The sequence below is a fragment of the Vibrio sp. KUL80 genome (assembly GCF_059725495.1).
In genome coordinates, this window is record NZ_AP045841.1 from 935,443 (window position 1) to 961,222 (window position 25,780).

At 46.8% G+C, this 25,780-nt stretch carries 24 protein-coding genes and 1 tRNA gene; 20 read left to right on the forward strand and 5 right to left on the reverse strand.

The features are described from left to right. The first annotated feature begins 189 nt into the window (after positions 1-189). Positions 190-3,066, forward strand: coding sequence for a UvrD-helicase domain-containing protein (locus AC6I8U_RS04320; protein ID WP_498017843.1), 2,877 nt, complete (start codon positions 190-192; stop codon positions 3,064-3,066). 91 nt (positions 3,067-3,157) lie between these two features. On the opposite strand, the gene AC6I8U_RS04325 is transcribed toward AC6I8U_RS04320, so the two are convergent. Further along, positions 3,158-3,234, reverse strand: a tRNA-Arg gene (locus AC6I8U_RS04325). A gap of 53 nt (positions 3,235-3,287) precedes the next feature. Further along, positions 3,288-4,385, reverse strand: a complete 1,098-nt coding sequence (locus AC6I8U_RS04330) for a flagellar assembly protein FlgT (protein WP_498017844.1) — start codon at positions 4,383-4,385, stop codon at positions 3,288-3,290. Positions 4,386-4,583: 198 nt separating this feature from the next. Here AC6I8U_RS04330 and AC6I8U_RS04335 point away from each other — a divergent pair, with 198 nt between their 5' ends. Further along, a complete protein-coding gene (locus AC6I8U_RS04335; protein ID WP_042477693.1) occupies positions 4,584-5,219 on the forward strand; it encodes a FlgO family outer membrane protein in 636 nt (211 codons plus the stop codon). 9 nt (positions 5,220-5,228) lie between these two features. Then, the gene (locus tag AC6I8U_RS04340; RefSeq protein ID WP_042477696.1) at positions 5,229-5,657 is read left to right on the forward strand and encodes an LPP20 family lipoprotein; all 429 of its coding nucleotides are present in this window, start codon (positions 5,229-5,231) and stop codon (positions 5,655-5,657) included. Positions 5,658-5,731: 74 nt separating this feature from the next. Here AC6I8U_RS04340 and AC6I8U_RS04345 read toward each other — a convergent pair whose 3' ends face one another. The 3 genes from AC6I8U_RS04345 to flgA all read right to left on the reverse strand — a co-directional run bounded on the left by AC6I8U_RS04345 (position 5,732) and on the right by flgA (position 7,375). Further along, on the reverse strand, positions 5,732-6,157 hold the full coding sequence (locus AC6I8U_RS04345; RefSeq protein ID WP_394150608.1) for a flagella synthesis protein FlgN: 426 nt from the start codon (positions 6,155-6,157) through the stop codon (positions 5,732-5,734). Between the two features lie 30 nt (positions 6,158-6,187). Beyond that, entirely contained in the window at positions 6,188-6,505 is a 318-nt protein-coding gene (flgM, locus tag AC6I8U_RS04350) for a flagellar biosynthesis anti-sigma factor FlgM (protein ID WP_042477702.1), read from the reverse strand. 123 nt (positions 6,506-6,628) lie between these two features. Continuing rightward, the gene (gene flgA / locus AC6I8U_RS04355) at positions 6,629-7,375 is read right to left on the reverse strand and encodes a flagellar basal body P-ring formation chaperone FlgA (RefSeq protein ID WP_042477704.1); all 747 of its coding nucleotides are present in this window, start codon (positions 7,373-7,375) and stop codon (positions 6,629-6,631) included. A 76-nt stretch (positions 7,376-7,451) separates the two neighbouring features. On the opposite strand from flgA, the gene AC6I8U_RS04360 reads away from it, so the two are divergent. From AC6I8U_RS04360 to AC6I8U_RS04440, 17 genes are all read left to right on the forward strand, one after another. Continuing rightward, on the forward strand, positions 7,452-8,387 hold the full coding sequence (locus AC6I8U_RS04360; RefSeq protein WP_234495416.1) for a chemotaxis protein CheV: 936 nt from the start codon (positions 7,452-7,454) through the stop codon (positions 8,385-8,387). A gap of 78 nt (positions 8,388-8,465) precedes the next feature. Continuing rightward, positions 8,466-9,296 (forward strand): protein-glutamate O-methyltransferase, encoded by an 831-nt coding sequence (locus AC6I8U_RS04365; protein WP_498017845.1) that lies wholly within the window; start codon positions 8,466-8,468, stop codon positions 9,294-9,296. Between the two features lie 304 nt (positions 9,297-9,600). After that, the gene (gene flgB, locus AC6I8U_RS04370; RefSeq protein WP_042477711.1) at positions 9,601-9,996 is read left to right on the forward strand and encodes a flagellar basal body rod protein FlgB; all 396 of its coding nucleotides are present in this window, start codon (positions 9,601-9,603) and stop codon (positions 9,994-9,996) included. 5 nt (positions 9,997-10,001) lie between these two features. Continuing rightward, complete coding sequence (gene flgC, locus AC6I8U_RS04375) at positions 10,002-10,418, forward strand: flagellar basal body rod protein FlgC (protein ID WP_042477714.1); 417 nt, start codon at positions 10,002-10,004, stop codon at positions 10,416-10,418. Positions 10,419-10,434: 16 nt separating this feature from the next. Further along, entirely contained in the window at positions 10,435-11,142 is a 708-nt protein-coding gene (flgD, locus tag AC6I8U_RS04380) for a flagellar hook assembly protein FlgD (protein WP_234495418.1), read from the forward strand. A gap of 26 nt (positions 11,143-11,168) precedes the next feature. After that, positions 11,169-12,467 (forward strand): flagellar hook protein FlgE, encoded by a 1,299-nt coding sequence (flgE, locus tag AC6I8U_RS04385; protein WP_042477717.1) that lies wholly within the window; start codon positions 11,169-11,171, stop codon positions 12,465-12,467. A gap of 257 nt (positions 12,468-12,724) precedes the next feature. Next, positions 12,725-13,474 carry a flagellar basal-body rod protein FlgF gene (gene flgF / locus AC6I8U_RS04390; RefSeq protein WP_128650732.1) on the forward strand — a complete coding sequence of 250 codons (750 nt, stop codon included), beginning with the start codon at positions 12,725-12,727 and terminating at the stop codon, positions 13,472-13,474. A gap of 20 nt (positions 13,475-13,494) precedes the next feature. After that, a complete protein-coding gene (flgG, locus tag AC6I8U_RS04395) occupies positions 13,495-14,283 on the forward strand; it encodes a flagellar basal-body rod protein FlgG (RefSeq protein ID WP_128650731.1) in 789 nt (262 codons plus the stop codon). Positions 14,284-14,298: 15 nt separating this feature from the next. Further along, the gene (flgH, locus tag AC6I8U_RS04400) at positions 14,299-15,072 is read left to right on the forward strand and encodes a flagellar basal body L-ring protein FlgH (protein ID WP_234495419.1); all 774 of its coding nucleotides are present in this window, start codon (positions 14,299-14,301) and stop codon (positions 15,070-15,072) included. A 70-nt stretch (positions 15,073-15,142) separates the two neighbouring features. Next, positions 15,143-16,234 carry a flagellar basal body P-ring protein FlgI gene (locus tag AC6I8U_RS04405; RefSeq protein WP_234495420.1) on the forward strand — a complete coding sequence of 364 codons (1,092 nt, stop codon included), beginning with the start codon at positions 15,143-15,145 and terminating at the stop codon, positions 16,232-16,234. A 12-nt stretch (positions 16,235-16,246) separates the two neighbouring features. Then, a complete protein-coding gene (gene flgJ, locus AC6I8U_RS04410) occupies positions 16,247-17,188 on the forward strand; it encodes a flagellar assembly peptidoglycan hydrolase FlgJ (protein ID WP_394150602.1) in 942 nt (313 codons plus the stop codon). Positions 17,189-17,411: 223 nt separating this feature from the next. Then, on the forward strand, positions 17,412-19,292 hold the full coding sequence (gene flgK, locus AC6I8U_RS04415; protein WP_498017846.1) for a flagellar hook-associated protein FlgK: 1,881 nt from the start codon (positions 17,412-17,414) through the stop codon (positions 19,290-19,292). A gap of 13 nt (positions 19,293-19,305) precedes the next feature. Further along, positions 19,306-20,499, forward strand: coding sequence for a flagellar hook-associated protein FlgL (gene flgL, locus AC6I8U_RS04420; protein ID WP_128650685.1), 1,194 nt, complete (start codon positions 19,306-19,308; stop codon positions 20,497-20,499). Between the two features lie 437 nt (positions 20,500-20,936). Continuing rightward, positions 20,937-22,073 carry a flagellin gene (locus AC6I8U_RS04425; protein WP_498017847.1) on the forward strand — a complete coding sequence of 379 codons (1,137 nt, stop codon included), beginning with the start codon at positions 20,937-20,939 and terminating at the stop codon, positions 22,071-22,073. 510 nt (positions 22,074-22,583) lie between these two features. Next, positions 22,584-23,717, forward strand: coding sequence for a flagellin (locus tag AC6I8U_RS04430; RefSeq protein WP_234495348.1), 1,134 nt, complete (start codon positions 22,584-22,586; stop codon positions 23,715-23,717). Between the two features lie 297 nt (positions 23,718-24,014). After that, a complete protein-coding gene (locus tag AC6I8U_RS04435) occupies positions 24,015-25,145 on the forward strand; it encodes a flagellin (RefSeq protein WP_042478446.1) in 1,131 nt (376 codons plus the stop codon). A 137-nt stretch (positions 25,146-25,282) separates the two neighbouring features. After that, positions 25,283-25,732 carry a flagellar protein FlaG gene (locus tag AC6I8U_RS04440; protein ID WP_042478449.1) on the forward strand — a complete coding sequence of 150 codons (450 nt, stop codon included), beginning with the start codon at positions 25,283-25,285 and terminating at the stop codon, positions 25,730-25,732. Positions 25,733-25,780 lie beyond the last annotated feature (48 nt).

Here is a 25,780-nt window from a genome sequence, read left to right on the forward strand (position 1 = left end):
GATGAGAATATTCCATCCATATTCAACGAACGTCCAAGTATTGATATCTTCGTTTGGTTATATCCTGTCTTCTTTTAGTTCGCTATTGATTAAATGTAAAAATCAGCAACGTCCGAGTACTAGTACCTGTCCGATAAGTTAAACTATGCCTCTTTACGAGGCATATCACACTTTAGGCGGTGGCGTACGATGACGCAGTGGACACTTACCACAAACTCTTTCGGTCGAATTTTCAACAATCGGCTTGTCGTTGAAATTAGCGAAACAGGTATACGAGCTGATTCAGATGGAGAGGTGAGTTTCTTCAAATGGGAAGATTTGGATAGTGCCCCAAGTCTAAAAACTTCAATCACTGGTGGTTGTTTGAGTTTTAGCGTAAAAGGTAAGCCATATCGCTTTACCACGCTGAGCTATTTCCTCCCCTTTAAGTATCCGCACCGTTTCTTTCCTCAATGGGCTAACCAGAACGCACAGCATTTAGCTAAGTTCTTAGGTTCGGTGGAAAATAAATGCCAATCCCGATTTCTTCGTGATTCATCCATACGGGACATCCAGAGCTTTGCCAAAACAGAATACAAGCGCTGGCGGGGTTGGAACAAGGCTTCGGGACTGTCCGACTTGGCAAAAAACACTGCATCTCAGCTAAGTCGCATTGCTAGTTGGAAACAAGCCGATATTGAGAATATCAGACGTGAGTATGTAGAGCGTGAGCTTAACGCCTTTGATTCATTCTTCAGCAACGTGGAATCTAACCCGCTGACTGCTAAACAAAGAGTTGCGTGCATCACTGACAACGACAATAACCTTCTTTTAGCGGGAGCTGGTACGGGAAAAACCAGTGTTATGGTTGGCAAAACTGGCTATCTAGTGAAAAGTGGGCAAGCGCAACCAAACGATATTTTGATGCTGGCGTATGGCAGAATCGCTGCGGAAGAGATGGATGAACGTATTAAGGAAAAACTTGGATTTGAAGATGTTAAGGCGAGTACGTTTCATAGTCTTGGCGTGAAGATCATCTCACAAGTTGAAGGGAAAGCTCCAAGCTTATCGCCCTTGGAAGGTGACATGCGAGCAAAAGTGAAATGGATGAATGAGGCTATTGCCTCTTTGATGCAAAATACCGGCTACAAGAAAGCGTTGCTCGACTATTTTAGTGCTTACTATTTCGTAGACAAAGACCCGTTCGAATTCAAAACCCAAGGCGAGTACTTAAAATATCTCAACGATAACGATATCCGCACGTTGAAAGGTGAGCAGGTAAAGAGCTTTGGTGAGATGGTGATTGCTAACTGGCTTTATAGAAAAGGCATCAACTACCAGTATGAAGCTAAATATCGAATCGATGTTGCAACAGAGCAGTACCGACAATACGAACCTGACTTCTATCTGCCAGATTATGATATCTACATTGAGTATTACGGTACAGATGAGGACGGAAATCCTCCTCCATATATTGATAAAGAAAGATACCAACAAGGCATAGAGTGGAAGAGAAAGACGCATGCCAAGCATTGTACAGGGTATGTCGAGCTGTATTACCATCAACACCGCAATCGCTCGATGTTGGGAGTGTTGGAGCGTGAGTTGGTAGCTCGTGAAGTAAATACGAATCCGCTGCCTGATAATGAGTTATTGAATAACTTAGAGCAAACTGGACAAGTCACGGAGCTAGCGCGCCTTTTAGGGTCGCTAGTTGATCTTTATAAAGCCGCTTGTCTTGATGATGCAGGTATTCAAAAAATCATAAAAAACTCTCTTGATCCAAAGCAGACTACCAAGGCTTTGGAACTGTTGATGCCGCTGTATCAGCGCTACCAAGATTATCTGATGGAAGAGAGAGTGATTGATTTCAATGATATGATTTCAAAAGCTTTATCGTATGTTGAAACAGGCCAGTTCCAATCCCCTTGGAGTTACATACTCGTCGATGAGTTCCAAGATATCTCAGAGCCTCGGGCGAGGCTTGTTAAGGCTCTTCGAGACAATAAAGAAAATTCTTCGCTGTTCTGTGTGGGTGATGATTGGCAGGCAATCTATCGTTTTAGTGGCGCAGATGTTCGTCTAACGACAGACTTTGAAAAATACTTCGGTGCAACGTCTAAAACGACGCTTGATATGACGTTCAGGTTTAATAGTTCTATTGGAGACGTGGCAACGCGCTTTGTTACGCAGAACCCTGTTCAGCTCAAAAAAGAGATAAAGTCTCTCGTACAGGTTAGCAAACCAGCTGTAAGCATCATTAGACAAGGAGCTGAAGAGCAAGGGATGACACCACTGGATAAAGCGTTAACGTCCATTGCTAACAGCGTTGTTGAATCTAGTTCGTCAAACAAAAACAAAGTCTATTTGCTGGCAAGGTTTTGGTATCAAATGCCAGACGCCAATTATCTGCAGTGGCTAAGACAGCGTTATCACATGTTAGACATTGAAAACCAGTCGTTCCACGCATCCAAAGGTAAAGAAGCGGACTACGTTGTGGTTATGGGGTTGACGACAGGCAAACATGGTTTCCCCTCTGAGAAGCAAACTCCTACGCTTATTAATGCGTTGTTACCTCAAGGCGACACGTTTGAACATGCAGAGGAACGTCGATTATTCTATGTAGCTCTGACCCGCGCCAAACACAGAGCATATCTTCTCGCGGACATGACTGATGCAAGCGACTTTATTACTGAGCTAATCAAAGGCGACTATCCAGTTGAGACCAATGAGTTTGATGTTTCCTTAACGCAACTTAAGGCTGACAAAACTGTTTGCCACTCTTGTAAAGTGGGAGTCCTTAAGCCTCGCGTTGGTCAATACGGGAAGTTCATGTCTTGTACGCTGTTCCCGCGTTGTAAGCACAAGGAAACGCCGTGCGATAAGTGCGGTAGTCCTATGACTCACGACATCAAAGAAGGCTATCAAGTTTGCATTAACTCTAGTTGTGAACATGAGCGTCCAGTGTGTTTACACTGCGGTAGTGAGATGAAGTTGAGGCGCGGTAAGTATGGTGCGTTTTGGGGGTGTTCGACTTATCGTAGGAACATTGAAAATAATTGTTCCTATAAGATCAACGCTGCTTAGGTAGCAAAATCTAATCTGCTACATATTTGCTATACAGAAAGCCAAAAACAACAAAGGGCTAGCAGTCACTAACTTGCTAGCCCTTTTTATATGGCGCTCCCGACAGGATTCGAACCTGTGACCTGCCCCTTAGGAGGGGGCCGCGCTATCCAGCTGTGCCACGGGAGCTCAAGACTTATATTACTCAATTATATGAATAAGTTAAGCCCGTGGCGGCAGATTTAGTTCTGTTTGTGCATTACGTCGCCAATCTGGATGCTGTTGGCGAGAGCGGGTTGATCAACGGTGGCTTCTGCATCACGTTCGTAGACGCGAGAAACGGTTAGGGTAATGTCGCTGCGGCTGACTTTGTTACGTGGTAAACCGTTTTGGTCGATGAACGAGCCTGTGTGCCATAGTCGCAGTTTGTCGCCAGCTTGAACGCCGTGGACGCGACCGAGGTCGATGGTCACCTTGTTGCCGTATGAGGCGACAACCTCTGGCAGTGTCATTTTACAGGAAATCTCAGACTCAAGGTCGAGCATAATATTCCGGCTAACGCGCTGCATCATCTCGCCATAAGGCGAGGTCCAGAAACGCGCACTCTTGGTATCCACTTTACTGGTTTTCGCAAACGGCCACTCCGCGATCTCACGATACGTATGCTGGAAGATTTCATGACCTGTCTTACCGTCGAAGATTGCCATGTCCATAGCGAACTGGCGGTTAATCTTGTCGTCTCTTAGCAGACCACCTTGCTCAATGGTGGCAGTAAGATCTTTAATCTCGCCGGTCACAAGATACTGTGCACCGAGATCGTCAGCGATCATTTTAATACGCTCAGGCTGTCGCTTGTTGATTTCATAGCGGGTAGTACCGACGGAAACGAAACTGTACGAACGTGCTCCGAGCTGCTTGTCGATAACCGCGCTGTAGTCTTCACCTAACTTGTAGATCTGACCCATTACCGCTTGCTGAGGATCAACAATGTCAAACATGGCGACGCCAATGGTCTTTTTATACTGCTCTTTATGGCAAGCCTTTGCCGTTGGGTAGATGTCGATGCGAGCTTTTACCACCATCTGGTTGCCGCTTACGTACTTGTCGTCAATGACGATGTGGCGCACTTCGGAATCGATGAATTGGTATTGATCTCTGTCGTCTTCTAGCATTGGTGCTAGTGTTGCGAGCCCACCGATGTCAGCGCCAGAGAAGTCTACCGCCTTGTAAACAGCGTCTTCTAGCGCGTAGATCCTTGCCGCCTTCTCAGAGGAGACAATGGTTGAGGTGCCCGTCACTTCGTACCATTCTGCATAGGCACTGCTGGCAGTCATTGTCATTAATGCCGTTGAAATTAAAGAAGAAACAATTTTTTCATACTACCTTTCCAAATGCGGAACAATATTTGCTTAGTAATTCTCAGCGAATATTGGAGCGGGCTTTCTTATTTAGGACAGAATGAGAATAGCAAAGATTGTTCCAACCTTTGTAAGAGGGTGTTGCAATCGACCCAATTAATAACTTTTGGAGAGTGTGTAATGAAAAAGTGGCTACTGATGGCATCAGTGTTAACACTGACCGCTTGTGCCTACTCACCAATCTATAACGGTAAAGAGTCGTACTCTGGCAGCAAATTTATGCTGATGGAGAGTCCGCGTCATACCATGGATTACTTTGTAGAAAGTCTTACCGAAGAGCTAGTGAACTCGAACACAAGCGTGTCTTCGCGCACCCCTATTGCTGTGGCATCTTTTGTGGATCTGCAGAACATGGACGCAACTAACTGGCTCGGTAACTCGGTTTCGGAAGGCTTTATTCACCAATTGCAGCGTCGTGGCTTTAAGGTCGTGGACTTTAAAACGACCGGTTCGATTCAGGTGACGCGTCAAGGCGATTTCGCACTCAGCCGTGATTGGAAAGATCTCGCTCAAGAGCAACAGATTCAATTTGTTCTCACTGGTACTATGTTACGTCAAGAAGGCGGTGTGCTAGTGAATGCACGTGTGGTTGGTATGCAGTCACGTATTGTTGTCGCATCGGCGCAAGGCTTCTTGCCGGCTGACCGTATTGGTCGCGACCTCGATACGTTGAACCATATTCGTACCGAAGATGGTGTGCTGATTCGTTCAGACCCAACAATGACAACACCAACGACCGTGATTTTACGCCCATAGGAAATGAAGATGAGAGTAATATTTGCCGCCTTGCTTGCCATGGTAATGATTGGTTGTACACCAATTGGCGCTATGGATCAGAACACACTTACTGCTGTAGGCTATGCCAGCATCAGTGAGCAGACTGGTCGAAACGATGAAGAGAAGCAAGTTCGTGCTATGCGCGCGTCGAAGATTGATGCCTACCGTGAACTCGCTGAACAGGTTTATGGCCTGCGTGTGTCTGCAAGAGCGGATCTACAAGATCAGCGATTAGGCGTGGAGTCGACCACAGGTGCGGTAGATGGCGTTATTCGCGGTGCTGAGGTGGTTCGAAGCTACAAAGTGGGCGACAGCTACGTCACTGAGCTGGTACTAGACATTGAAAAGATGGACAGACTTCGCGACTACGGCGAGATTCGCCGCGTACCAGAGAAGAAGCGTGAGACTCTGTTCTAGAAACGAACGTCATTAAAAAAGCGGCAATGTGGTGACACATTGCCGCTTCTTTGTATTGGGTGTGTAAAGACAGTTTAAGCTTTTAGGTTGGTGCCCAGCGTCGATAGCGTGTGCGTTTGACCGCCCGCGTTATAGGTCATGCCAATTTTTCCGTGGCTTTGCTGCATTAGGTTATTGAGCTTGTTAAAGCTCAATTGTGCACGCTGTAAGCTCTGTCCGTTAATCTCGTTCAGCTGCTGGCAATCAAGAATAATGGATTTAACGTCGGCGACCTTTTGTGCCAAAGGTGCCTCATCGGTCAGACGATGGACGTCTTGGTGTTCGCTTAAGCGTTTGTCTGTTTGCTGCAGCTGTCCGATGAGCGTCATCTTTTCTTTGGCGATGCGCTCGATATCGGACGATTCTCGCCCAGCAATGGCTTTCGTCTCCTCCGATAGCAGAAGAGACAGTGCTTTTGCGTTTTTGAGTTGATAGTCAATCAAATCGACAAGTGCTGCCATTACCTTTACCTAAATCTTAAATGAACGCGGTTATCGTAGTCCGCCAAGTTCGTCTTCAAACTTCATCATGTTGTCCGCTAGCTTCTCTGCGTCTACGGTGTACGAACCGTTAGCAATAGCGTCTTTAATTGCCGCTACTTTAGCAGAGTCAAAGCTTGGCTGACTCGCCATCTGCTGGTGCATTTGACCAATGGCTTTACCGCCTTGGCTCAGCGTCACCGCATCTTGCTTTGTTGAAGATTGACCAACTGGAGTTGATGCGCTCTCTTTGCTGGCGTCCGAACGAGCAGGAGCGCGACTCGTGGTCGTTAGCGTCTGTCCAGATCGAATGTTATCAATGCCTGCCATAGTTTCGCCTTATAGTTGCTCAATATTGCGTTTTCATGCACCGAAATTCGGTCATGAGTGTCACACATAATATGCGTGTATACCGTCCATATCGACGGGCAACTGAAAACCTTTAGAAAAAAATCAAAAATTAACAGTGATTTCTGCAACGCCGGTGACTATTCCCTCAATTATACGCTGAGACTTGTCATTTTTCACTCTTACTTGATCGCCGTTGGAACCATCAGAGAGTGCAGTACCTCGCGTCGAGATAACCATTTCGTTTTTCACTGCGCGAATTACGACTTTTTCATTTCTACAGACCACACAAACATCGTTACGTTCAACGACATCGCCAAGTTTGACGTTGCGCTTGAGCTTGGCGCCAACAACGTGTGTCATGTCGCTAAACCCTTGTCGTCTTGCTCGATTTCTATCGACCATGGTCATGGTGACATCTTGTGCTTCGATGAGGCTGCCACGTGCAAGCGGTCTGGTCGCTGTCACCATGGGTAATGAGATAGACATTCTTACTGGCACATAGACTCGCCAGTTGTCTTCTGGACACTCTACTAACACCGTGACATTACTGCTGGTATTACGCGTCGTCGAGGAAGAGGTCTGCAGCGGTGCTGGGCAATCAGTTGCATGGATGCGAGAGTCGATATTGCCTGGGTTTGCAATAATTTCTCCGCCCGGAGGTTGCTCAATCGTATCTAAAACATGAGCTTGGGCAGCCTTTTGAATGTTTTCTATTTGCTCAGGCGTTGCTGCGTGCGTTAATACGCTAAAGAATATCGCGTGCCAGACGATATAGAGGCAAAGCCAGTTACACCCTTGCCTCATTTTGTGACTGGATGTATGCAAAAAAGATGTCTTAAAATACAGCATTCTGTTTCTCGGGTTCTAAGAAGCCCAGATAGACTATCACTTTTTTAGCTTTAAAGTTTGAGATGGAGATGAACTTATGACCGGTATCTTGGATTCGGTGAATCAACGAACGCAGCTAGTAGGTCAAAACCGACTAGAATTGTTGACTTTTCGTTTGATGGGCCGCCAGCGCTACGGCATTAACGTGTTCAAAGTTAAAGAAGTGCTTCAATGCCCAAAACTAACGCGCATGCCTAACCTTCACCACTTAGTGAAGGGCGTGGCGCACATTCGTGGACAGACTATTTCTGTCATCGACCTGAGCTTAGCAGTGGGTGGACGCCCAACGACTGATATTGAAAACTGTTTTGTGGTCATTTCAGAATTCAACCGCAGTGTTCAAGGTTTCTTGGTTAGCTCAGTAGAGCGCATTATCAACATGCACTGGGAATCTATCTTGCCGCCACCAGAAGGCGCAGGTAAAGCCAACTACCTGACAGCGGTAACTAATATCGACAACGAATTGGTTGAGATCCTCGACGTTGAGAAGATCTTGGCAGAAATCTCGCCAGTGGTTGAGACCATGGACAGCAACATTGCGACAGAGATTGCCGAAGCTGAGCAGAAAAAACAGAAGCAAGTTGTTAAGCGCATTATGATTGCTGACGACTCAGCGGTAGCAAGAAAACAGGTCCAACGAGCTATTGAATCTATTGGCTTTGAGTCGATTTTGGTGAAAGATGGCAAAGATGCTTACAACAAGCTTGTAGAAATGGCTGGTGAGGGTAATATTCACGACCAGATTTCACTGCTCATCTCGGATATTGAGATGCCTGAGATGGATGGATATACGCTAACGGCAGAGGTTCGCCGCCATCCAGATCTAAAAGATCTTCATATTATTCTGCACACCTCTCTAAGTGGTGTCTTTAACCAAGCGATGGTTGAGCGAGTTGGTGCTAACGAGTTTATTGCTAAGTTCAACCCTGAAGAATTAGGGGGCGCTGTTAAAGCCGCAGTCATCGCTGACTAAATAAATGAATAAGAACGAGAGCTTGTCACCGCTTCGTCGGTAGAAAGCAAGCCTTAGTAAAGTAGTATAGAGAATTGAATGACAGCGATAACCATTAGCGATCAAGAGTATCGCGATTTTAGCCGCTTTTTGGAATCCCAATGCGGCATTGTGCTTGGCGATAGCAAGCAGTATTTGGTAAGAAGCCGATTAAGTCCACTTGTATCAAAGTTTGGTCTTGGCTCGTTGTCCCAGTTGCTTAAAGATGTCGTGATCGGACGTAATCGTGAGCTGCGTATTGCTACTGTTGATGCGATGACGACCAATGAGACCCTTTGGTTTCGTGATGGCTACCCGTTTACGGTGTTAGCGGATAAACTGCTGCCAGAGATGGCGGCGAATAAGCGTCCGATCAAGATCTGGTCAGCGGCGAGCTCTTCTGGTCAAGAGCCTTACTCGATGGCAATGACGGTCCTTGAGACACAAACCAAGAAACCGGGTATGTTGCCGAGCGTATCGATCACTGCGACGGACATCTCTAGCACTATGTTGGATATGTGCCGAGTAGGGGAGTATGACAACCTTGCTCTAGGTCGTGGTTTGTCACCTGAGCGTCGTCGTGTCTTCTTCGAAGATTCCGGCAATGGCAAGATGAAGGTGAAAGACAACGTTAAGCGTTTAGTGAACTTTAGACCACAGAACCTAATGGACTCTTATGCGCTGCTCGGAAAGTTTGACATCATTTTTTGTCGCAACGTGTTGATTTACTTCTCGCCTGACATGAAAGCTAAGGTACTCAACCAGATGGCACGAAGTCTAAACCCTGGTGGTTATCTATTGCTTGGTGCATCCGAATCTTTGACAGGTTTGACGGATCAATTTGAGATGGTGCGCTGCAATCCGGGTATCATCTACAAGCTGAAATCTTAGTGCGGCACATCTCAAACATTTATCTCTCAAAGCCTTGGTCTTCGCCAAGGCTTTTTTGTTTGCTATTCTGATGGTAGGCAAAAGCTTGGATGACTTTTGTCACGACATTCCTAATGACATCCACCATCTTGTTTGGTCTGCTTTTTGCAAAACAGTTCTCTGCCAGGGTTGCGATAGCGTAAATCAGATAAGAATCGAGTGCGCCTGAGTCGACAAATTTACTTTTTTTGTCGTCTTGTAACTTTTGGCGCGGATATTGCTTTGTATATTACACAGGCACGTATTTTTGAACGATGAGGTTTCAATGGCCATTTCTTTTAACAATGCACTAGGCATTCATCAGCATACCGTTGGGGTGCGCGAGAAGAATGCTGAAGTCATCTCTACCAATATCGCACAGGCAAATACGCCTGGATATAAGGCTAAGGGTATGGACTTCGACCGTGCGTTAAGAGCGGCAACCTCAGGGGCAAGTATTGGTCTTAGCCGCACAGATGGACGGCATATTTCTGCCTCTACGAATGTTTCTGGCGAGGTGCTTTACCGCACTCCAACTCAGCCAGATACAGGAGACGGCAATACCGTTGATGTGGATCTAGAACGTAACTTGTTCATGCAAAACCAACTAAGACATCAGGCATCTGTCGATTTCTTAGGTAGCAAATTCAAAAATATGACCAAAGCGATCAAAGGGGAGTAATCTAGATGAGCTTATTTAATGTCTTCAATGTAACAGGCAGCGCTATGAGCGCAGAATCGGTTCGTCTTAATACGACCTCAAGTAACCTCGCTAATGCCGACAGTATTAGTAGCTCAGCCAAAGACACCTATAAGGCGCGTCATGCCGTATTTGGTGCTGAGCTTAGCAAAGCGAAATACAACCGTGATCATACTGTGCCAGTCAAAGTGATGGGCATTGTAGAGAGCGACAAGCCCCTAAACGCAGAGTACAACCCAGATCACCCACTCGCGAACGACGAAGGTTTTATCTATAAGCCGAACGTTAACGTGATGGAAGAGATGGCAAACATGATCTCAGCGTCGCGTTCATACCAGACAAATGTTCAGGTAGCGGACTCGAGCAAGCAGATGCTGTTAAGCACTTTGCGCATGGGTCAATAGAGATAGGAGATAGCAAATGGCTGGAATCAACAATGTTGGTCAAGGCAGTTTATCCTACCTTGACCAACTAAAAAATCTGCAAGAACAAAACAAAGCTGCAGAGACCACAGGTAAGCAGGATCTTAAGCAAGAAGATTTCCTATCACTACTTACCAAGCAGTTGTCTCAGCAGGACCCGTTCAAGCCTGTCAGCAATGACCAAATGATCGCTCAAATGGCGTCGTTTGCCACAGTTGATGGTATCGGCAAGATGAATACTCAGTTTGAAAACTTGAATTCATCTATGACGTCTAACCAAGCGCTTCAAGCGTCCTCGTTAGTAGGTCGCGATGTGTTGGTACCAGGCGCTGCCGGTATTAAGCAAGCGGATGCGGGCATGGCGGCGATGGTGAAGTTACCACAGTCCATGGATAACCTGTTTGTTCGTGTAGAAAATGAAATGGGTCAATTAGTCCGTACCTTTGATGTGGGAGCTCAGCCAGGTGGCGACGCTCGCGTTGAATGGGACGGTAAAGATGATCAAGGTAATCCAATGCCTGCTGGTAAATACAATGTGAAAGCATCTGGCTTACTAGAAGGGGAAAGCCGAGAGTTTGAAGTGTCGACGTACGCTAACGTCAACAGCGTTCTTCTTGGCAAAGGCGATGGAAATGTACTGCTCAATCTAGCTGGTTTTGAGAATCCAGTTCGACTCGCAGAAGTACTGGAAGTCGGCAAAGCATAACCGCTGGTTAGATTAGGAGATTAGGAATGTCATATGTATCTTTAAGCGGTCTATCTGCGGCACAGCTAGATCTGAACACCACCAGTAACAACATTGCCAACGCCAACACGTATGGCTTTAAAGAGTCTCGTGCCGAGTTTGGTGACGTGTACTCTACCTCATTGTTCACGAATGCAAAGACCACTCCGGGTGGCGGTGCTCAAGCGAGCAAAATTGCTCAGCAATTCCACGAAGGCTCGAGCATCTCAACCAATAACCCAATGGACTTGCGCATTAGTGGTACAGGCTTCTTTGCTGTATCTAAAGATCGCCTAATTCCACAGCAAAATGAGCTGACTCGTAACGGTGCTTTCCACCTAAATAAAGACAGCTACATGGTGACGTCTAACGATGAGTTCTTGCTTGGTTACGAGGTGAACAAAGATACCAATGAAGTGGTTTCTTATGAACCTAAGCCTATCAACATCCCGCCAGAGTTTGGTAAGCCAAAGCAAACAGCAAACATCGAAATTGGTGTGAACCTTCCAGCGAATGGCGATCTAAAAGATCCTGCGCTGTTTGATCATACCGATCCAGAAACGTACAACCGTTCGACTTCTTCGACTATGTATGACTCAATGGGTCAGTCTTACAAGATGACGACTTACTATGTCAAAGATCAAACTCAGCCAAACACGTGGCAGAGTTACTACACGGTGACCGATGGTGGCGGTGAGCGTCCGGTGAATATCGCTGGTGGTGATGCAACGAGCCCGACAGGTCACGTTGGTCATACTATGCGTTTTAACAATGACGGTACCCTGGCAAGTTTGAACAATGGTCAGCCGATTGTTACGACCCCACTGGGTGAAAACGGCGTTGAAATGAACGGTGCTGATCCAGCACAGACGCTTTCTTTCTCTCTAGACAGCGCGACTCAGTTCGCTGCTCCATTTGAGCTAACCAAGTTCCAAGAAGATGGTGCAACGACAGGCTTCTTGACCAAAGTTGACTTCGATGAGCAAGGTAACGTACTTGGTACTTACTCAAACGGCGAAAACGTCACTCTAGGCCGCGTTGCTATGGTTCGTGTTGCGAACGAGCAGGGTCTAGATAAGAAAGGTGGTACTCAGTGGGATTCAACCACAGCTTCAGGTGCGAAAATCTGGGGTGAATCGAACAAAGGTTCGTTTGGTACCATCAACAACGGTACTCTGGAGCAGTCGAACATCGATATGACTCAAGAGCTGGTGGACCTTATTTCTGCGCAGCGTAACTTCCAAGCGAACTCTCGTGCGCTGGACGTTCATAACCAACTGCAACAAAACATCCTACAGATCCGCTAACCTTAGCGCTGTCATCAAGACGACTCTATCCCGTGTGCTAGATGTGAATCTACCGCACGGGTTGTTTCTTTTTTCATTCGACCTTGCCGCTTACCTTGCCTCCTTGCCGTTTTTCTTTGCCATTGCCGCACCTGCCACGTTTGCCATGATCGTTAGAAATAGCCCATTTCAATCATATGCTACTGATAAATAAAGAATAAATTATTTGGCACAGAGATTGCTTTATAGCTCTCGTACTTTGAATATTGGAGCTATCAATGGATCGTGCCCTGTATCTCGCGATGAGTGGTGCAAAGCAAAATATGCACGCTTTGCAGTTAAGAGCTAACAACCTTGCTAACGCAAGCACACCAGGCTTTCGTGCCGACCTTGCCCAAGCGCGCTCAATGCAAGCGTATGGGGAAGGTATGCCAAGTCGTGTTTTCAGCATGACAGAGCGTCCTGGGCACAACTTTGAGCAAGGCAGTGTCGTGACTACCGGTCGTGATTTAGATGTCACTATCGAGGGGCAAGGCTGGATCTCTGTACTGGATAAAACGGGTAAAGAAGGTCTAACTCGAAACGGTGCACTGCGTGTTGACCAAAACGGTCTGCTGTCGAACAGCAACGGTCACCTAGTCTTAGGTGAGCAAGGTACGCCTATCACTGTGCCTATTCCATTGAGAAAAATTGAAATTGGCCGCGATGGTACTGTGTCGGTCATTCCTCAAGATGCTCCAGCGGATGAAATGGAAATCGTCGATCGTATCAAGCTTACGAACACCGACAACCGCTCACTATTCAAAGACACCAATGGTTTGTTTCGCAGCAAAGACCCTGAGCTGGGTTTTGAGGCTTCCGCGAACGTTCAGCTTATGACAGGTGCTGTCGAAGGCAGTAACGTGAATGCCGTTGGTGAAATGACAAGTTTAATTGATCTGCAGCGTCAGTTTGAGATGCAGGTGAAACTCATGAGCACAGCAGAAGACATGGACAAAGCGTCTAATTCACTGCTTCGCATGGGTTAATAAGGACATAGGGGAAGAATATGCATCCGGCACTTTGGGTAAGTAAGACTGGCTTAGACGCCCAGCAAACCAATATTTCAACAATCTCAAACAACTTGGCGAACGCATCGACTGTCGGCTACAAAAAGAGCCGCGCTGTCTTTGAAGATCTGTTTTATCAGAACATTAACCAGCCTGGTGGTCAGTCATCTCAGAACACGGAGCTTCCGAGTGGCTTGATGCTAGGTGCAGGTTCAAAGGTGGTGGCTACACAAAAAATCCACACACCGGGCAACGCTCAAACCACCACCAACAGCCTAGATATGATGATTGAAGGCGATGGTTTCTTCCAAGTGCTAATGCCAGATGGCAACATCGGTTATAGCCGCAATGGTCAGTTTACCCTTAACGATGAAGGCATCATCGTGACGTCTGGTGCGGGCTATGCGCTAGAGCCAGAGATTGCCATCCCAGAAGATGCAATTTCAATCACCATAGGTACCGACGGTGAAGTCTCAGTACGTGTTCGTGGGCAGCAAGATAACCAGGTAGTGGGTAACATTACGACGGTTGATTTTATTAACCCTGGTGGTCTAGAGCCAATTGGTCAGAACCTCTACCTACCAACAGGTGCGAGTGGTGATCCAAACGAGGGTGTACCTGGATTGGATGGCTTTGGTCAGATTCGTCAGTCGACGCTTGAAAGCTCAAACGTTAACGTGACAGAAGAACTGGTTAATATGATCGAAGCACAGCGCGTGTATGAAATGAACTCGAAAGTGATCTCGTCTGTCGACAAGATGATGAGTTTCGCGAACCAGCAGCTATAACAGGAGAGATGACAAATGAGAAAACTACTTTGTATTTCATTGTTGGCTGTTTTATCTGGTTGTGCACAGTTTGGGCAGGAAGAATCCGTAGACGAAGTGGCGGACAGCACCACAGCCGTTGATGCGGTTGAGGGCGATCGTAGCCAATCTTCGGGTATTGTTGATACGTTGCGTGGTCGTACCGACCCGATAGCTGACGACCCAGCATGGGCACCGATTCATCCAAAAAACAAGCCTGAGCATTACGCAGCGGCAACGGGTTCACTGTTTAACACCCACTATGCTCGTGATTGGTATGACGACTCTAAACCGCGCGGTATTGGTGACATCATTACCGTGGAATTGAATGAAGCGACTAAAGCGGCAAAAAGTGCCGATGCAGATTTGTCTAAAGCCAACGATTCATCAATGGACCCATTGTTTGTTGGCGGACGACCAGTCACCGTTAACGACTATGACTTCTCCTATGAGCTAAAAAATGACAACAGCTTTAAAGGGAATGCATCTGCGAACCAGAGCAACAGTCTTTCTGGCTCGATTACCGTTGAGGTCATTGAAGTATTAGCCAATGGAAACCTAGTGATCCGTGGGGAGAAGTGGCTAACGCTCAACACGGGTGATGAGTATATTCGCTTGAGTGGTACTATCCGCCCAGATGATATTGAGTTTGATAACACGATTGCTTCAAACCGTATCTCTAACGCGCGAATTCAATATTCTGGCACCGGAAACCAACAAGATATGCAAGAACCTGGATTCTTGGCACGATTTTTTAATGTATCCCTATAGGATAGGATTAATCGAATCGTAAGCGGCAAACCCTCTCCTAAGAGGGTTTGTTTGTTTTTAAGGTAACATCATGAAAAAGTTTACGTTTTTACTGTTAGGTTTGTGTTTTGCCGCGGCAAGTGTGCAAGCGGCACGCATCAAGGATGTGTCAGAGGTTGCCGGCGTTCGTAGCAACCAATTGGTGGGTTATGGCTTGGTAACGGGTCTACCTGGTACGGGTGAGAAGACGCCATTTACTGAGCAGAGCTTCCGCTCAATGCTGGAGAAGTTTGGTATTCAAATGCCAATTGGCTTCAAACCAAAATTTAAAAACGTTGCGGCAGTTATCGTGACGGCTGACCTACCAGCCTTCTCTAAGCCGGGTCAAAAAATCGATGTTACCGTGTCTTCCATCGGTGCGGCAAAAAGCCTCCGTGGCGGCACACTGATGCAAACCTTCCTGCAAGGTCTTGATGGCGAAGTATATGCTGTTGCTCAAGGCAACCTAGTGGTCAGTGGCTTCAGTGCAGAAGGTCTAGATGGCTCTAAGATCGTGGGCAATAACCCGGTTGTGGGCATGATTTCTAGCGGCGCGACAGTAGAGCGTGAAGTGCCAAGTCCGTTCTCTCGCGGAGACTACATCACGTTTAACTTGCTGGAGTCTGATTTTACCACTGCACAAAACATGGCGAATGCCATCAACGACTTCCTAGGTCCACAAATGGCGAATGCATTGGATGCGACCTCGGTTCGCGTGCGTGCGCCTCGTGACCTGAGCCAGCGTGTTGCTTTCCTTTCTGCAGTTGAAAACGTTGAGTTTGACACTGCGGACAGTGGCGCAAAAATCATCGTTAACTCGCGCACTGGTACCATTGTTGTCGGCAAACATGTGAAGCTGAAACCCGCAGCGGTTACTCACGGCGGCATGACAGTTGCTATTAAAGAAAACTTGCGTGTGAGCCAGCCGAATGCCTTTAGTGAAGGTGATACGGTTGTGGTTCCTAATTCTGATATTCAAGTATCTGAAGGCTCTGGCAAGATGTTTAACTTCCAGCCAGGCCTCACACTCGATGATTTGGTTCGAGCAGTCAACGAAGTGGGAGCGGCACCTTCTGACCTTATGGCCATACTTCAGGCACTTAAGCATGCTGGTGCCATCGAAGGTCAGCTGATTGTTATCTAAGGTGCCAGCAACATGATGAAAAACCCGAACGACATTGGTTTCATTCACGATATCGCTAGCCTTGACTCGCTTCGTCAGAAAGCCGTTAGCGGTAAAGAGGGTGACGACGAAGCGGCATTGAATGCGGCGGCTCGTCAGTTTGAATCGATTTTTACCTCGATGATGCTGAAATCCATGCGTGATGCCAATACGCATTTTGAGTCGGACTTAACCAATAACGGCAACGGTCAATTCTATCGTCAAATGCTCGATGACCAGATGGCGAGCGAACTGAGCTCCTCAGGTTCGCTTGGTCTTGCTGACATGATCGTAGCGCAGCTTGGTAGCGCTCGTGCTCCTGAAGCGCAGGCGGCGGCAAACACTGAGCTAAGAGTTCGCAGTCAAGCCTTCGATTTGCCAGAGCGCCAGCCATATGATGAAGCGAAAGCACGCCAAACGGCTGCAGCACTGGGACTTGATGGACCAAGAACGAAAGCCAAGGCAGTAGATTTTGATACACCAGAGAACTTTGTGTCTTCGCTTAAACCTTATGCGGATCGCGCAGCGCGCTCCCTTGGCGTTGATTCTTCTTTGCTATTGGCGCAAGCCGCTCTCGAAACAGGGTGGGGGCAGAAAGTGGTCAACAATAGCCAGGGTAGTAGTAACAACCTATTTAATATCAAGGCTGATCGCAGTTGGCATGGCGATAAAGTGGCAACGCAAACCCTTGAGTATCATCAAAACGTACCTGTTCAAGAGCGCGCAGCATTCCGCTCTTATCGTAGCTATGAAGACAGCTTCAATGACTATGTGAAGTTCTTGAATGAAAACCCGAGATACCAAACCGCACTGACTCGTAACCAAGGCTCTGAGTCGTTTATTCGTGACATTCACAAGGCGGGCTATGCAACAGACCCAAGTTACGCCGATAAGGTATTAAGAGTGAAGAAGCAGATTGATGACATGTCGATGTAGCTTACGTTCTATTTATACTTCTTCTTGCTCGGCTCCTATGTCGAGCGAGTTTGTTTTTAACGTCACCTAATCCATCTAACAGCGCTAGATTCTGTCGCTTTTCTTCTTAAAAACCGCGTATTTATAATTACTTACATCATGTGGCATGTACTTTGCATTTACTAAGATAAGCACGGGCAAATCATACTGATTTTTGCCCGATTTTGAGGTTTTTGGGGGCGATATGGCGTCAGATCTTCTGAATGTAGGTACACAAAGTGTCCTCACAGCTCAGAGACAGTTAACTACGACTGGTCATAACATTTCTAATGCAAATACAGAGGGTTACAGCCGTCAATCTGTCATCCAGGGTACCAACGACCCTAGGCAGTTTGGGGGGCAAACCTACGGTATGGGCGTGCATGTGGAAAATGTTCGCCGCTCGTGGGATCAGTTTGCCGTTAAAGAGCTAAACATGGCAACCACACAGATGAACTATCGCAACGAGAATCTGGCAAACCTAGATTTGCTCTCGGGTATGTTGTCTTCTGTGGCATCCAAGAAAATCCCAGAAAACCTCAACGACTGGTTCGATTCTGTTAAGACACTCGCCGACACCCCAAATGATGTGGGTGCTCGTAAAGTGGTGCTTGAGAAAGCAGATCTGATTCGCCAAACCATGAACAACTTTCACGAGTCTGTTCGCCAACAAGCGGACACAGCGAACAAAAAGCTCGACATGGGCATTGAGCGTGTTAACCAGCTTGCGGTTGAAATTCGAGATATTCACCGTTTGATGATGCGAACACCAGGGCCTCATAACGATCTCATGGATAAGCATGAGCTGTTAGTCAAAGAGTTATCAGAATACACCAAAGTCACGGTGACTCCTCGTGCAAATGCTGAAGGTTTTAACGTTCATATCGGTAATGGTCATACCCTAGTTTCTGGTACTGAAGCCAGCCAGTTGAAGATGATCGACGGCGTGCCCGACGTTCACCAACGACGCTTGGCAATGGTCGAGAGCAAAGGAATAAAAGCCATTAAATCCGATGATATTGGCGGCAAAATTGAAGGTATGCTCGACCTACGCGACAAAGAAATTCCATACATCATGGATGAACTTGGGCGTTTATCTACCGCCTTTGCCTTTGAAGTGAACAAGCTGCAGGGGCAGGGTCTAGACCTTAATGGTCAAGTCGGTGCGGACATCTTTGTGGACGTAAATACCGAGGTAATAGCCAAGTCGCGAGTGGTGGCGTCTCCGAATTCGAAATCGGATGTAGCGGTATATATCGCTGATACCAGTGAGCTACAAGGCGGCGAATACGCGCTTAAATACGATGGTGCTAACTATGTGGTGACTAAGCCTAATGGTGAGAATCAAATCGTTGAGCTTAATGCGGGCGCGAGTGCTTTCTATCTAGATGGCATGGTGGTTAACATCAAAAATGCACCAGAGTCTGGTGAGAAGCTATTGCTTCGCCCAACCCGAAATGGCGCCGCTACGTTGCAAATGGCAACCACAGATCCGAAAACCATTGCCGCTCACAGCTTCGAGGCTTCAACGACTCATGCACAAGGTAGCGCGAAGTTTACGATTACTGGCGCAGGGCAACTTCGTGAGTTCGAGGTTCATGTATCGCCGACAGGCAAAGAGTTTGCTGTTACCGATACCAAAGGCAACGTGCTATTAACGCCGCAGCTTTATCCGCCAACAGAACCTGTCACTGTTTTGGGGACGACGTTTGAACTTACCGACGGCGCACTGCCAGGCGACAAGTTCACCGCGAACCTAAACCCTGCTGAAGGTGACAACGGCAACCTGCGTAAAATGCTGAACATTCAAACCAATAAGACCATGAATGGTGGTGAATCGACGCTAATCGATGTTTACCACAACCTGAACACAGACGTTGGTCTTAAAGCCTCGACGGCGACACGCTTACAAGAAGTGGCAAATCTAGAGCATGAATCAGCAAAAAGCCGTATTGCATCGATATCTGGGGTCAACCTGGATGAAGAAGCGGCAAACATGATGAAGTTTCAGCAAGCTTACATGGCCTCTTCGCGAGTGATGCAAGCCGCGAATGAAACCTTCGATACCATTTTGGCACTGCGATAGGAGGTGATGGAACATGATGAATCGTATTTCTAGCTTTCACAGCTATCAGACAGTTCAAAATGATTTGCGCAGGCAAGAGAACAAGATTCACCACAACCAGGCGCAGCTAGCGTCTGGCAAACAGTTGCAAAAGCCGGCAGACGATCCGCTGGCGATTCACTATCTTCAGAAAGTCGGTCAGCAAACCGAGCAGCTTAAGCAGCACACAGATTCTATTGTTTTGTCTCGTAACCGTCTAGAGCATCAAGAGGTGATGCTACGTGAGACAGAGCAGTTCACCGATCACGCCAAGCGTTTGACGATGGAGTCAATCAACGGCGCGTTATCACCACAAGATAGAGAAGCGAAAGCGCGTCAAATTGAAGAGCTTGCTGCCAACTTTTTAGCGCTGGCCAACAATCAAGACGAGTCAGGCAATTATACCTTTGCGGGTACTAAGCCAAAGACACAGCCGTTCTTTGTCGACAGCAACGGCAAAATGTCGTACGCAGGTGATGATTATCAGCGCAAGATGCGCATCTCTAACAGCATGGAAATCCCGACGAGTGATCCTGGCAGTAAGTTGTTTATGGAAGTCGATAATCCGTTTGGTGACTATGCGGCCAAATACCAGCTACAAAACGCTTCGGAACTGCTTCTCGACAAAGCGACGAACACCAACTCGAATGACAACAATCGCTATAAAGTGACGTTTGTCGATATGGGTAACGATCGTTTTGGTTACCAGCTTGAGCAGAATGGCTCAGTGGTCAAAGCTGGCGACTTCGACCCTAAAACGGGGGTCGAATACGAAGGCTTGAACATTCGCATTAAAGGTCAAATTACGCCTGGTGATGCGATAGAGCTAGAGCCTCGCCAGACCTTTAGCGTATTCGATAGCTTTAGAGACGCAATCTATTGGATGGACTACGACGTATCGGATGCGAGCTCTAATGCGCAGCTTCACCAGGTGACGGAAGAGTTTAACGCTGCGTTTTTGCATCTAACAAAGTCCAGAACGGACGTAGGTGCGAGGCTAAACACCCTAGATATTCAAGAGCAGCAGCATGAAGACTTTAAGATCTCGCTGGCTCGCTCAAAAAGTAATTTTGAAGATCTTGATTATTCAAAAGCGGTTATCGAATTTGAAGAGAACTCAAGAGCTTTGCAGGCGTCACAGCTTGCCTTTGGTAAAACCAAGGACTTAACACTGTTTAACTATCTATAGGATTGATTACCTCTCTGGTTATCGGTTGCCCTATGAGCTCAGCCTTAGGTGCAGATAACGAAAGCGGTAGTGTTGAAACGACAGCGGTAAAGCTGAAACGACGAAGCGGCAAGCTAGTAGACTAGAGCCTTGCCACTTGCATCAATAGATAGAACTTAATTCATTTGCTGATCAAATGTGATTTAGTTAAGTTATTGAAATAAAACATTATAAATATAATTCACGATTAACTTTAAAACTTGGCACGTGATTTGTATTAATAAGATTTGAACAACCAAGACTTTGCCGTTTTAGCAAAGCTTGATTACGTGAAAATGATTAGATACTCCATCTGATACGGGGTATCAGGTGGATGTAGACGGCCGGTTTTAGCCAAAGACTGGTGGTTTGATCGCAATCCAACTTGAAACGCTTGCGAACTCATTTAGGAGAGCAACATGGCAATTACAGTAAGTACTAACGTTTCGGCGATGACCGCACAGCGTTATCTCAACAAGTCCTCGAACGACCTTAATACGTCGATGGAACGTTTGTCTTCGGGTCACAAGATCAACAGCGCGAAAGATGACGCGGCGGGTTTGCAAATCTCCAACCGTCTTACAGCGCAGTCTCGTGGTCTTGATGTTGCGATGAGAAACGCAAACGACGGTATTTCGATTGCCCAAACCGCTGAAGGTGCGATGAACGAGTCGACCAATATCCTGCAGCGTATGCGTGACCTTGCGATTCAATCATCGAACGGCACAAACTCTCCGTCAGAGCGCCAAGCAATCAACGAAGAATCAATGGCACTGCAAGCGGAGCTTAACCGTATTGCAGAGACGACATCATTTGGTGGTCGCCGCCTGTTGAATGGATCGTTTGGCGATGCGTCATTCCAAATTGGCGCAAACTCAGGTGAAGCGATGATTATGGGTTTGACGAGTGTTCGTGCTGACGACTTCCGTATGGGGGGTACCACCTTTACAGCGGAGAACGCTAAAGATGCGAACTGGTCAGTTGCACCGGACGCCAATAACCTTAAGTTCGAGTTTACCACCAAAGCGGGTGAGGAGATTTCTATCGACCTGTTTGCAAAAGCGGGCGACGATATTGAGCAGCTAGCGACTTACATTAACGGTCAGTCAGACCTTGTGAGCGCATCCGTTGGTGATAATGGTGAGTTACAGATCTTTGTAGCAGAGCCTGCGCTTGAAGGAGACATGACCATCTCTGGAAACCTAGCATCCGAGCTTGGTTTATCGAGTGAAGGCACGCTAACTACGGTTCAAGACATCGATATGACTACCGTTGCCGGCTCTCAGAATGCCATCTCGGTTATCGACTCTGCGCTTAAGTATGTAGACTCACAGCGCGCTGATTTGGGTGCCAAACAAAATCGTTTGAGCCACAGTATTAATAACCTAGCGAACGTCCAAGAAAACGTTGATGCGTCGAACAGCCGCATTAAGGATACCGATTTCGCCAAGGAAACAACCGCAATGACCAAGAACCAGATCCTGCAGCAAGCGGGTACCTCGATTCTTGCTCAAGCGAAACAGTTGCCGAACTCTGCGATGTCTCTACTACAATAGTAAGGACATCCAGACAAAGCAGAGGGTAACTAGCCAGACGTGGCGTACCTACCCAACTGCTTGGCAAGCATACTTAGTGAAAGTGTTGGGGCTCTCTCTCTCAACCTGCCCTGATACGGCCATTAGGTATGTCGGATAGCCAGATTGTGTTCATTTCTCTTGATCTCCACACAGGCCATGGCTTCCATCCAGCCCCAGTTCTCTCAAAGGAATAGGGGCTTTTTCTTTTTTTAGCCCCCTCAACTTTTACCTTCAGCTCCTCGCTTTTCAACGGCAAATACAAACGAAAATCTGACTGTTTCGGCACTGCTAAACGGATCTTTAGCGCTTTTTTGTTATTTTGTTGTCGTTTGCTCAATTCCTAACCAAACGGATGTTTTATCGATTTTTTTCTCGTTTTTTCCTAAAGGTTTTATTTGCCGTGTCGTTAAAAGATTAACTTTGAGAGAACTACTTGGTTTTCCGAGACGTCGGAAACCGCTACACCGGAAAATCAATTGGAGAAACAACATGGCAGTGAATGTAAACACAAACGTATCAGCGATGACTGCGCAGCGTTACCTAAACAACGCAAACCAGGCTCAACAAACGTCAATGGAGCGTTTGTCTTCTGGTCACAAAATTAACAGCGCAAAAGACGACGCAGCGGGTCTTCAAATCTCTAACCGTTTGAACGTACAAAGCCGTGGTCTAGACGTCGCAGTACGTAATGCCAACGACGGTATCTCAATCGCACAAACAGCAGAAGGTGCGATGAACGAGACAACGAACATCCTACAACGTATGCGTGACCTATCGCTTCAATCCGCGAACGGCTCAAACTCAAAAGCAGAGCGTGTAGCGATTCAAGAAGAAGTGACGGCACTGAACAACGAGCTAAACCGTATTGCAGAAACCACATCATTTGGTGGTAACCGTCTTCTAAACGGCACGTACGGTACTCAGTCATTCCAAATTGGTGCTGACAATGGTGAAGCTGTGATGCTAAGCCTACGCGACATGCGTTCAGACAACGAAATGATGGGTGGTTCAAGCTACCAAGCAGCGAACGCGAAAGACAAAGACTGGAGCGTAGCGGCGGATGCAAACGAGCTAACCATCACGCTAAAAGACAGCTTTGGTCAAGACCAAGCACTGACCATCAATGCGAAAGCGGGCGATGACATCGAGCAGCTAGCGACATACATCAATGGTCAAACAGACCTAGTGAAAGCGTCAGTAAACGAAGATGGTCAGTTACAAGTATTTGCAGGTAACAACAAAGTAGACGGTGACGTGAGCTTTGGTGGCAGCCTAGCGGGTGAGCTTGGTATGCAAGACGCGCAAGCAGTTACGGTTGATACTATCGATGTCACTACAGTAGGCGGCGCTCAAGAGTCAGTCGCGATTCTCGATTCAGCGTTGAAGTATGTAGACAGCCACCGTGCGGAGCTGGGTGCATTCCAAAACCGTTTCAACCACGCAATCAACAACTTGGATAACATCAACGAGAACGTGAATGCGTCGAAGAGCCGTATCAAAGATACCGACTTTGCGAAAGAGACGACAGCGATGACGAAGAACCAGATCCTATCGCAAGCATCAAGCTCAATCTTGGCACAAGCGAAACAAGCGCCAAACGCGGCACTAAGTCTACTAGGCTAATCGCTCGCGCTGATTTAAGCGTTCAAGAACGACAAAACCAGAGCCTCGGCTCTGGTTTTTTGCATTAAATGATTGCTCCTTTCCAATCAGGGATTTCTTACCTTCATCCAGCCGAATTATTTAGATCAAGCTCACATTTATTCAATCAATTGAATTTACTCCAAAAAAAATCACTTTTTTTTCTAAAGCTTCTAAATGAATCGCCGTTACAGGGATTGAGAGAAATGAAATCAGATGTGCCAACGTGAGGTGAGAGACACAGAGGCCATCTACCCCTAAATGCCTAAGGAGATCAATATGGCAATTAATGTAAACACTAACGTGTCTGCAATGACCGCCCAGCGTTACCTGAACAACGCTGCGGAAGGTACACAAAAATCAATGGAGCGTTTGTCTTCGGGCTATAAAATCAACAGCGCGAAAGATGACGCTGCGGGTCTACAGATTTCTAACCGCTTGAACGCGCAAAGCCGCGGTCTTGATATGGCGGTGAAAAACGCAAACGACGGTATCTCTATTGCACAAACCGCTGAAGGTGCAATGAACGAGACTACAAATATCCTGCAACGTATGCGTGACCTATCACTACAATCTGCAAACGGTTCTAACTCAAGAGACGAGCGTGTTGCGATTCAAGAAGAAGTGACTGCGCTTAACGACGAACTTAACCGTATCGCAGAAACAACGTCATTCGGTGGTAACCGTCTTCTAAACGGTACTTACGGTACTCAGTCTTTCCAAATCGGTGCTGACTCTGGTGAAGCAGTAATGCTTACTATGGGTAACCTACGTTCTGATACAGCAGAAATGGGTGGTAAGAGCTACGCAGCGAACACAGGCAAAGATGCTAACTGGACGGTTGGTACTGATACTGAAATCACTATGAGCTACACCAACAAGCAAGGTGATGACGTTAATCTTACTATCAACGCTAAACAAGGCGATGATATCGAACAGCTAGCGACTTACATCAACGGTCAGAGCGATGACGTTAAAGCATCGGTTGGCGAAGACGGCAAAATTCAGCTGTTCGCTTCTACTCAAAAAGTAGACGGTGAAGTGACGTTTGGTGGTGCTCTAGCTTCTGAACTCGATCTAGGTGACGCGAAAGACGTGACTGTTAAAGACGTAGATGTAACGTCAGTAGCGGGTGCTCAAGAAGCGGTGGCTATTCTTGATGGCGCATTGAAGAGCGTTGACTCTCAACGTGCAGAACTGGGTGCATTCCAAAACCGTTTCAACCACGCTATCAACAACCTAAGCAACATTAACGAAAACGTAAATGCATCAAATAGCCGTATCAAAGATACAGACTATGCTAAAGAGACAACTGAGATGACTAAGAATCAAATCTTGCAACAAGCAAGTACTTCGATTCTTGCTCAAGCGAAACAGTCTCCATCGGCGGCGCTTAGCCTACTAGGCTAATTTCGTCGTAGACCTTAGGCAAGGTTGGTTGGCGGTAACGTCCCTTTACCGCCAACTCCCAATTTCAATGTTATTGCTCAACGAGAAGTACCTCAGTTGGAGTTGGACAATACAAGGTTAGAACAGGGAGAGCGAGAATGGACATTTCATCCTACGCATCGAACATTCAGCCTTTTGCCTCATCGAATGGCACAGAACTTGCTTCAAAGAATACTAACAATGCCGCCTCTCAACAGGTAACGACAGAGAAAAAAGAGAAATCTCAGTCGGTTGAAGGGGTCAATAAAACTGAGACGCCAGAGCTTTCTAATAAGAAGGCGACGGAGATGATTCAACGCATCGCCAATGAACGACAGCAACTGAATGATGCTGAGCGCGAAAAGATGGTAGAGCGACTGGATAAGTTCTTAAGTGACATGAATACGGGTTTGTCGTTTCGTGTTGATGAAGATACAGGTCGCAATATTGTCACAGTGTATGCGAAAGAAAGTGGTGACGTCATTCGCCAGTTTCCTGATGAAGAACTACTCGAAGTTTTAAAGCGCATTGAACAGCATGGCTCGTTAACCATAGACATGCTGGTTTAATGTCTGACCTGACTGGGTCAGGTTGGTATAGATTTGCAGTAGTTTGGT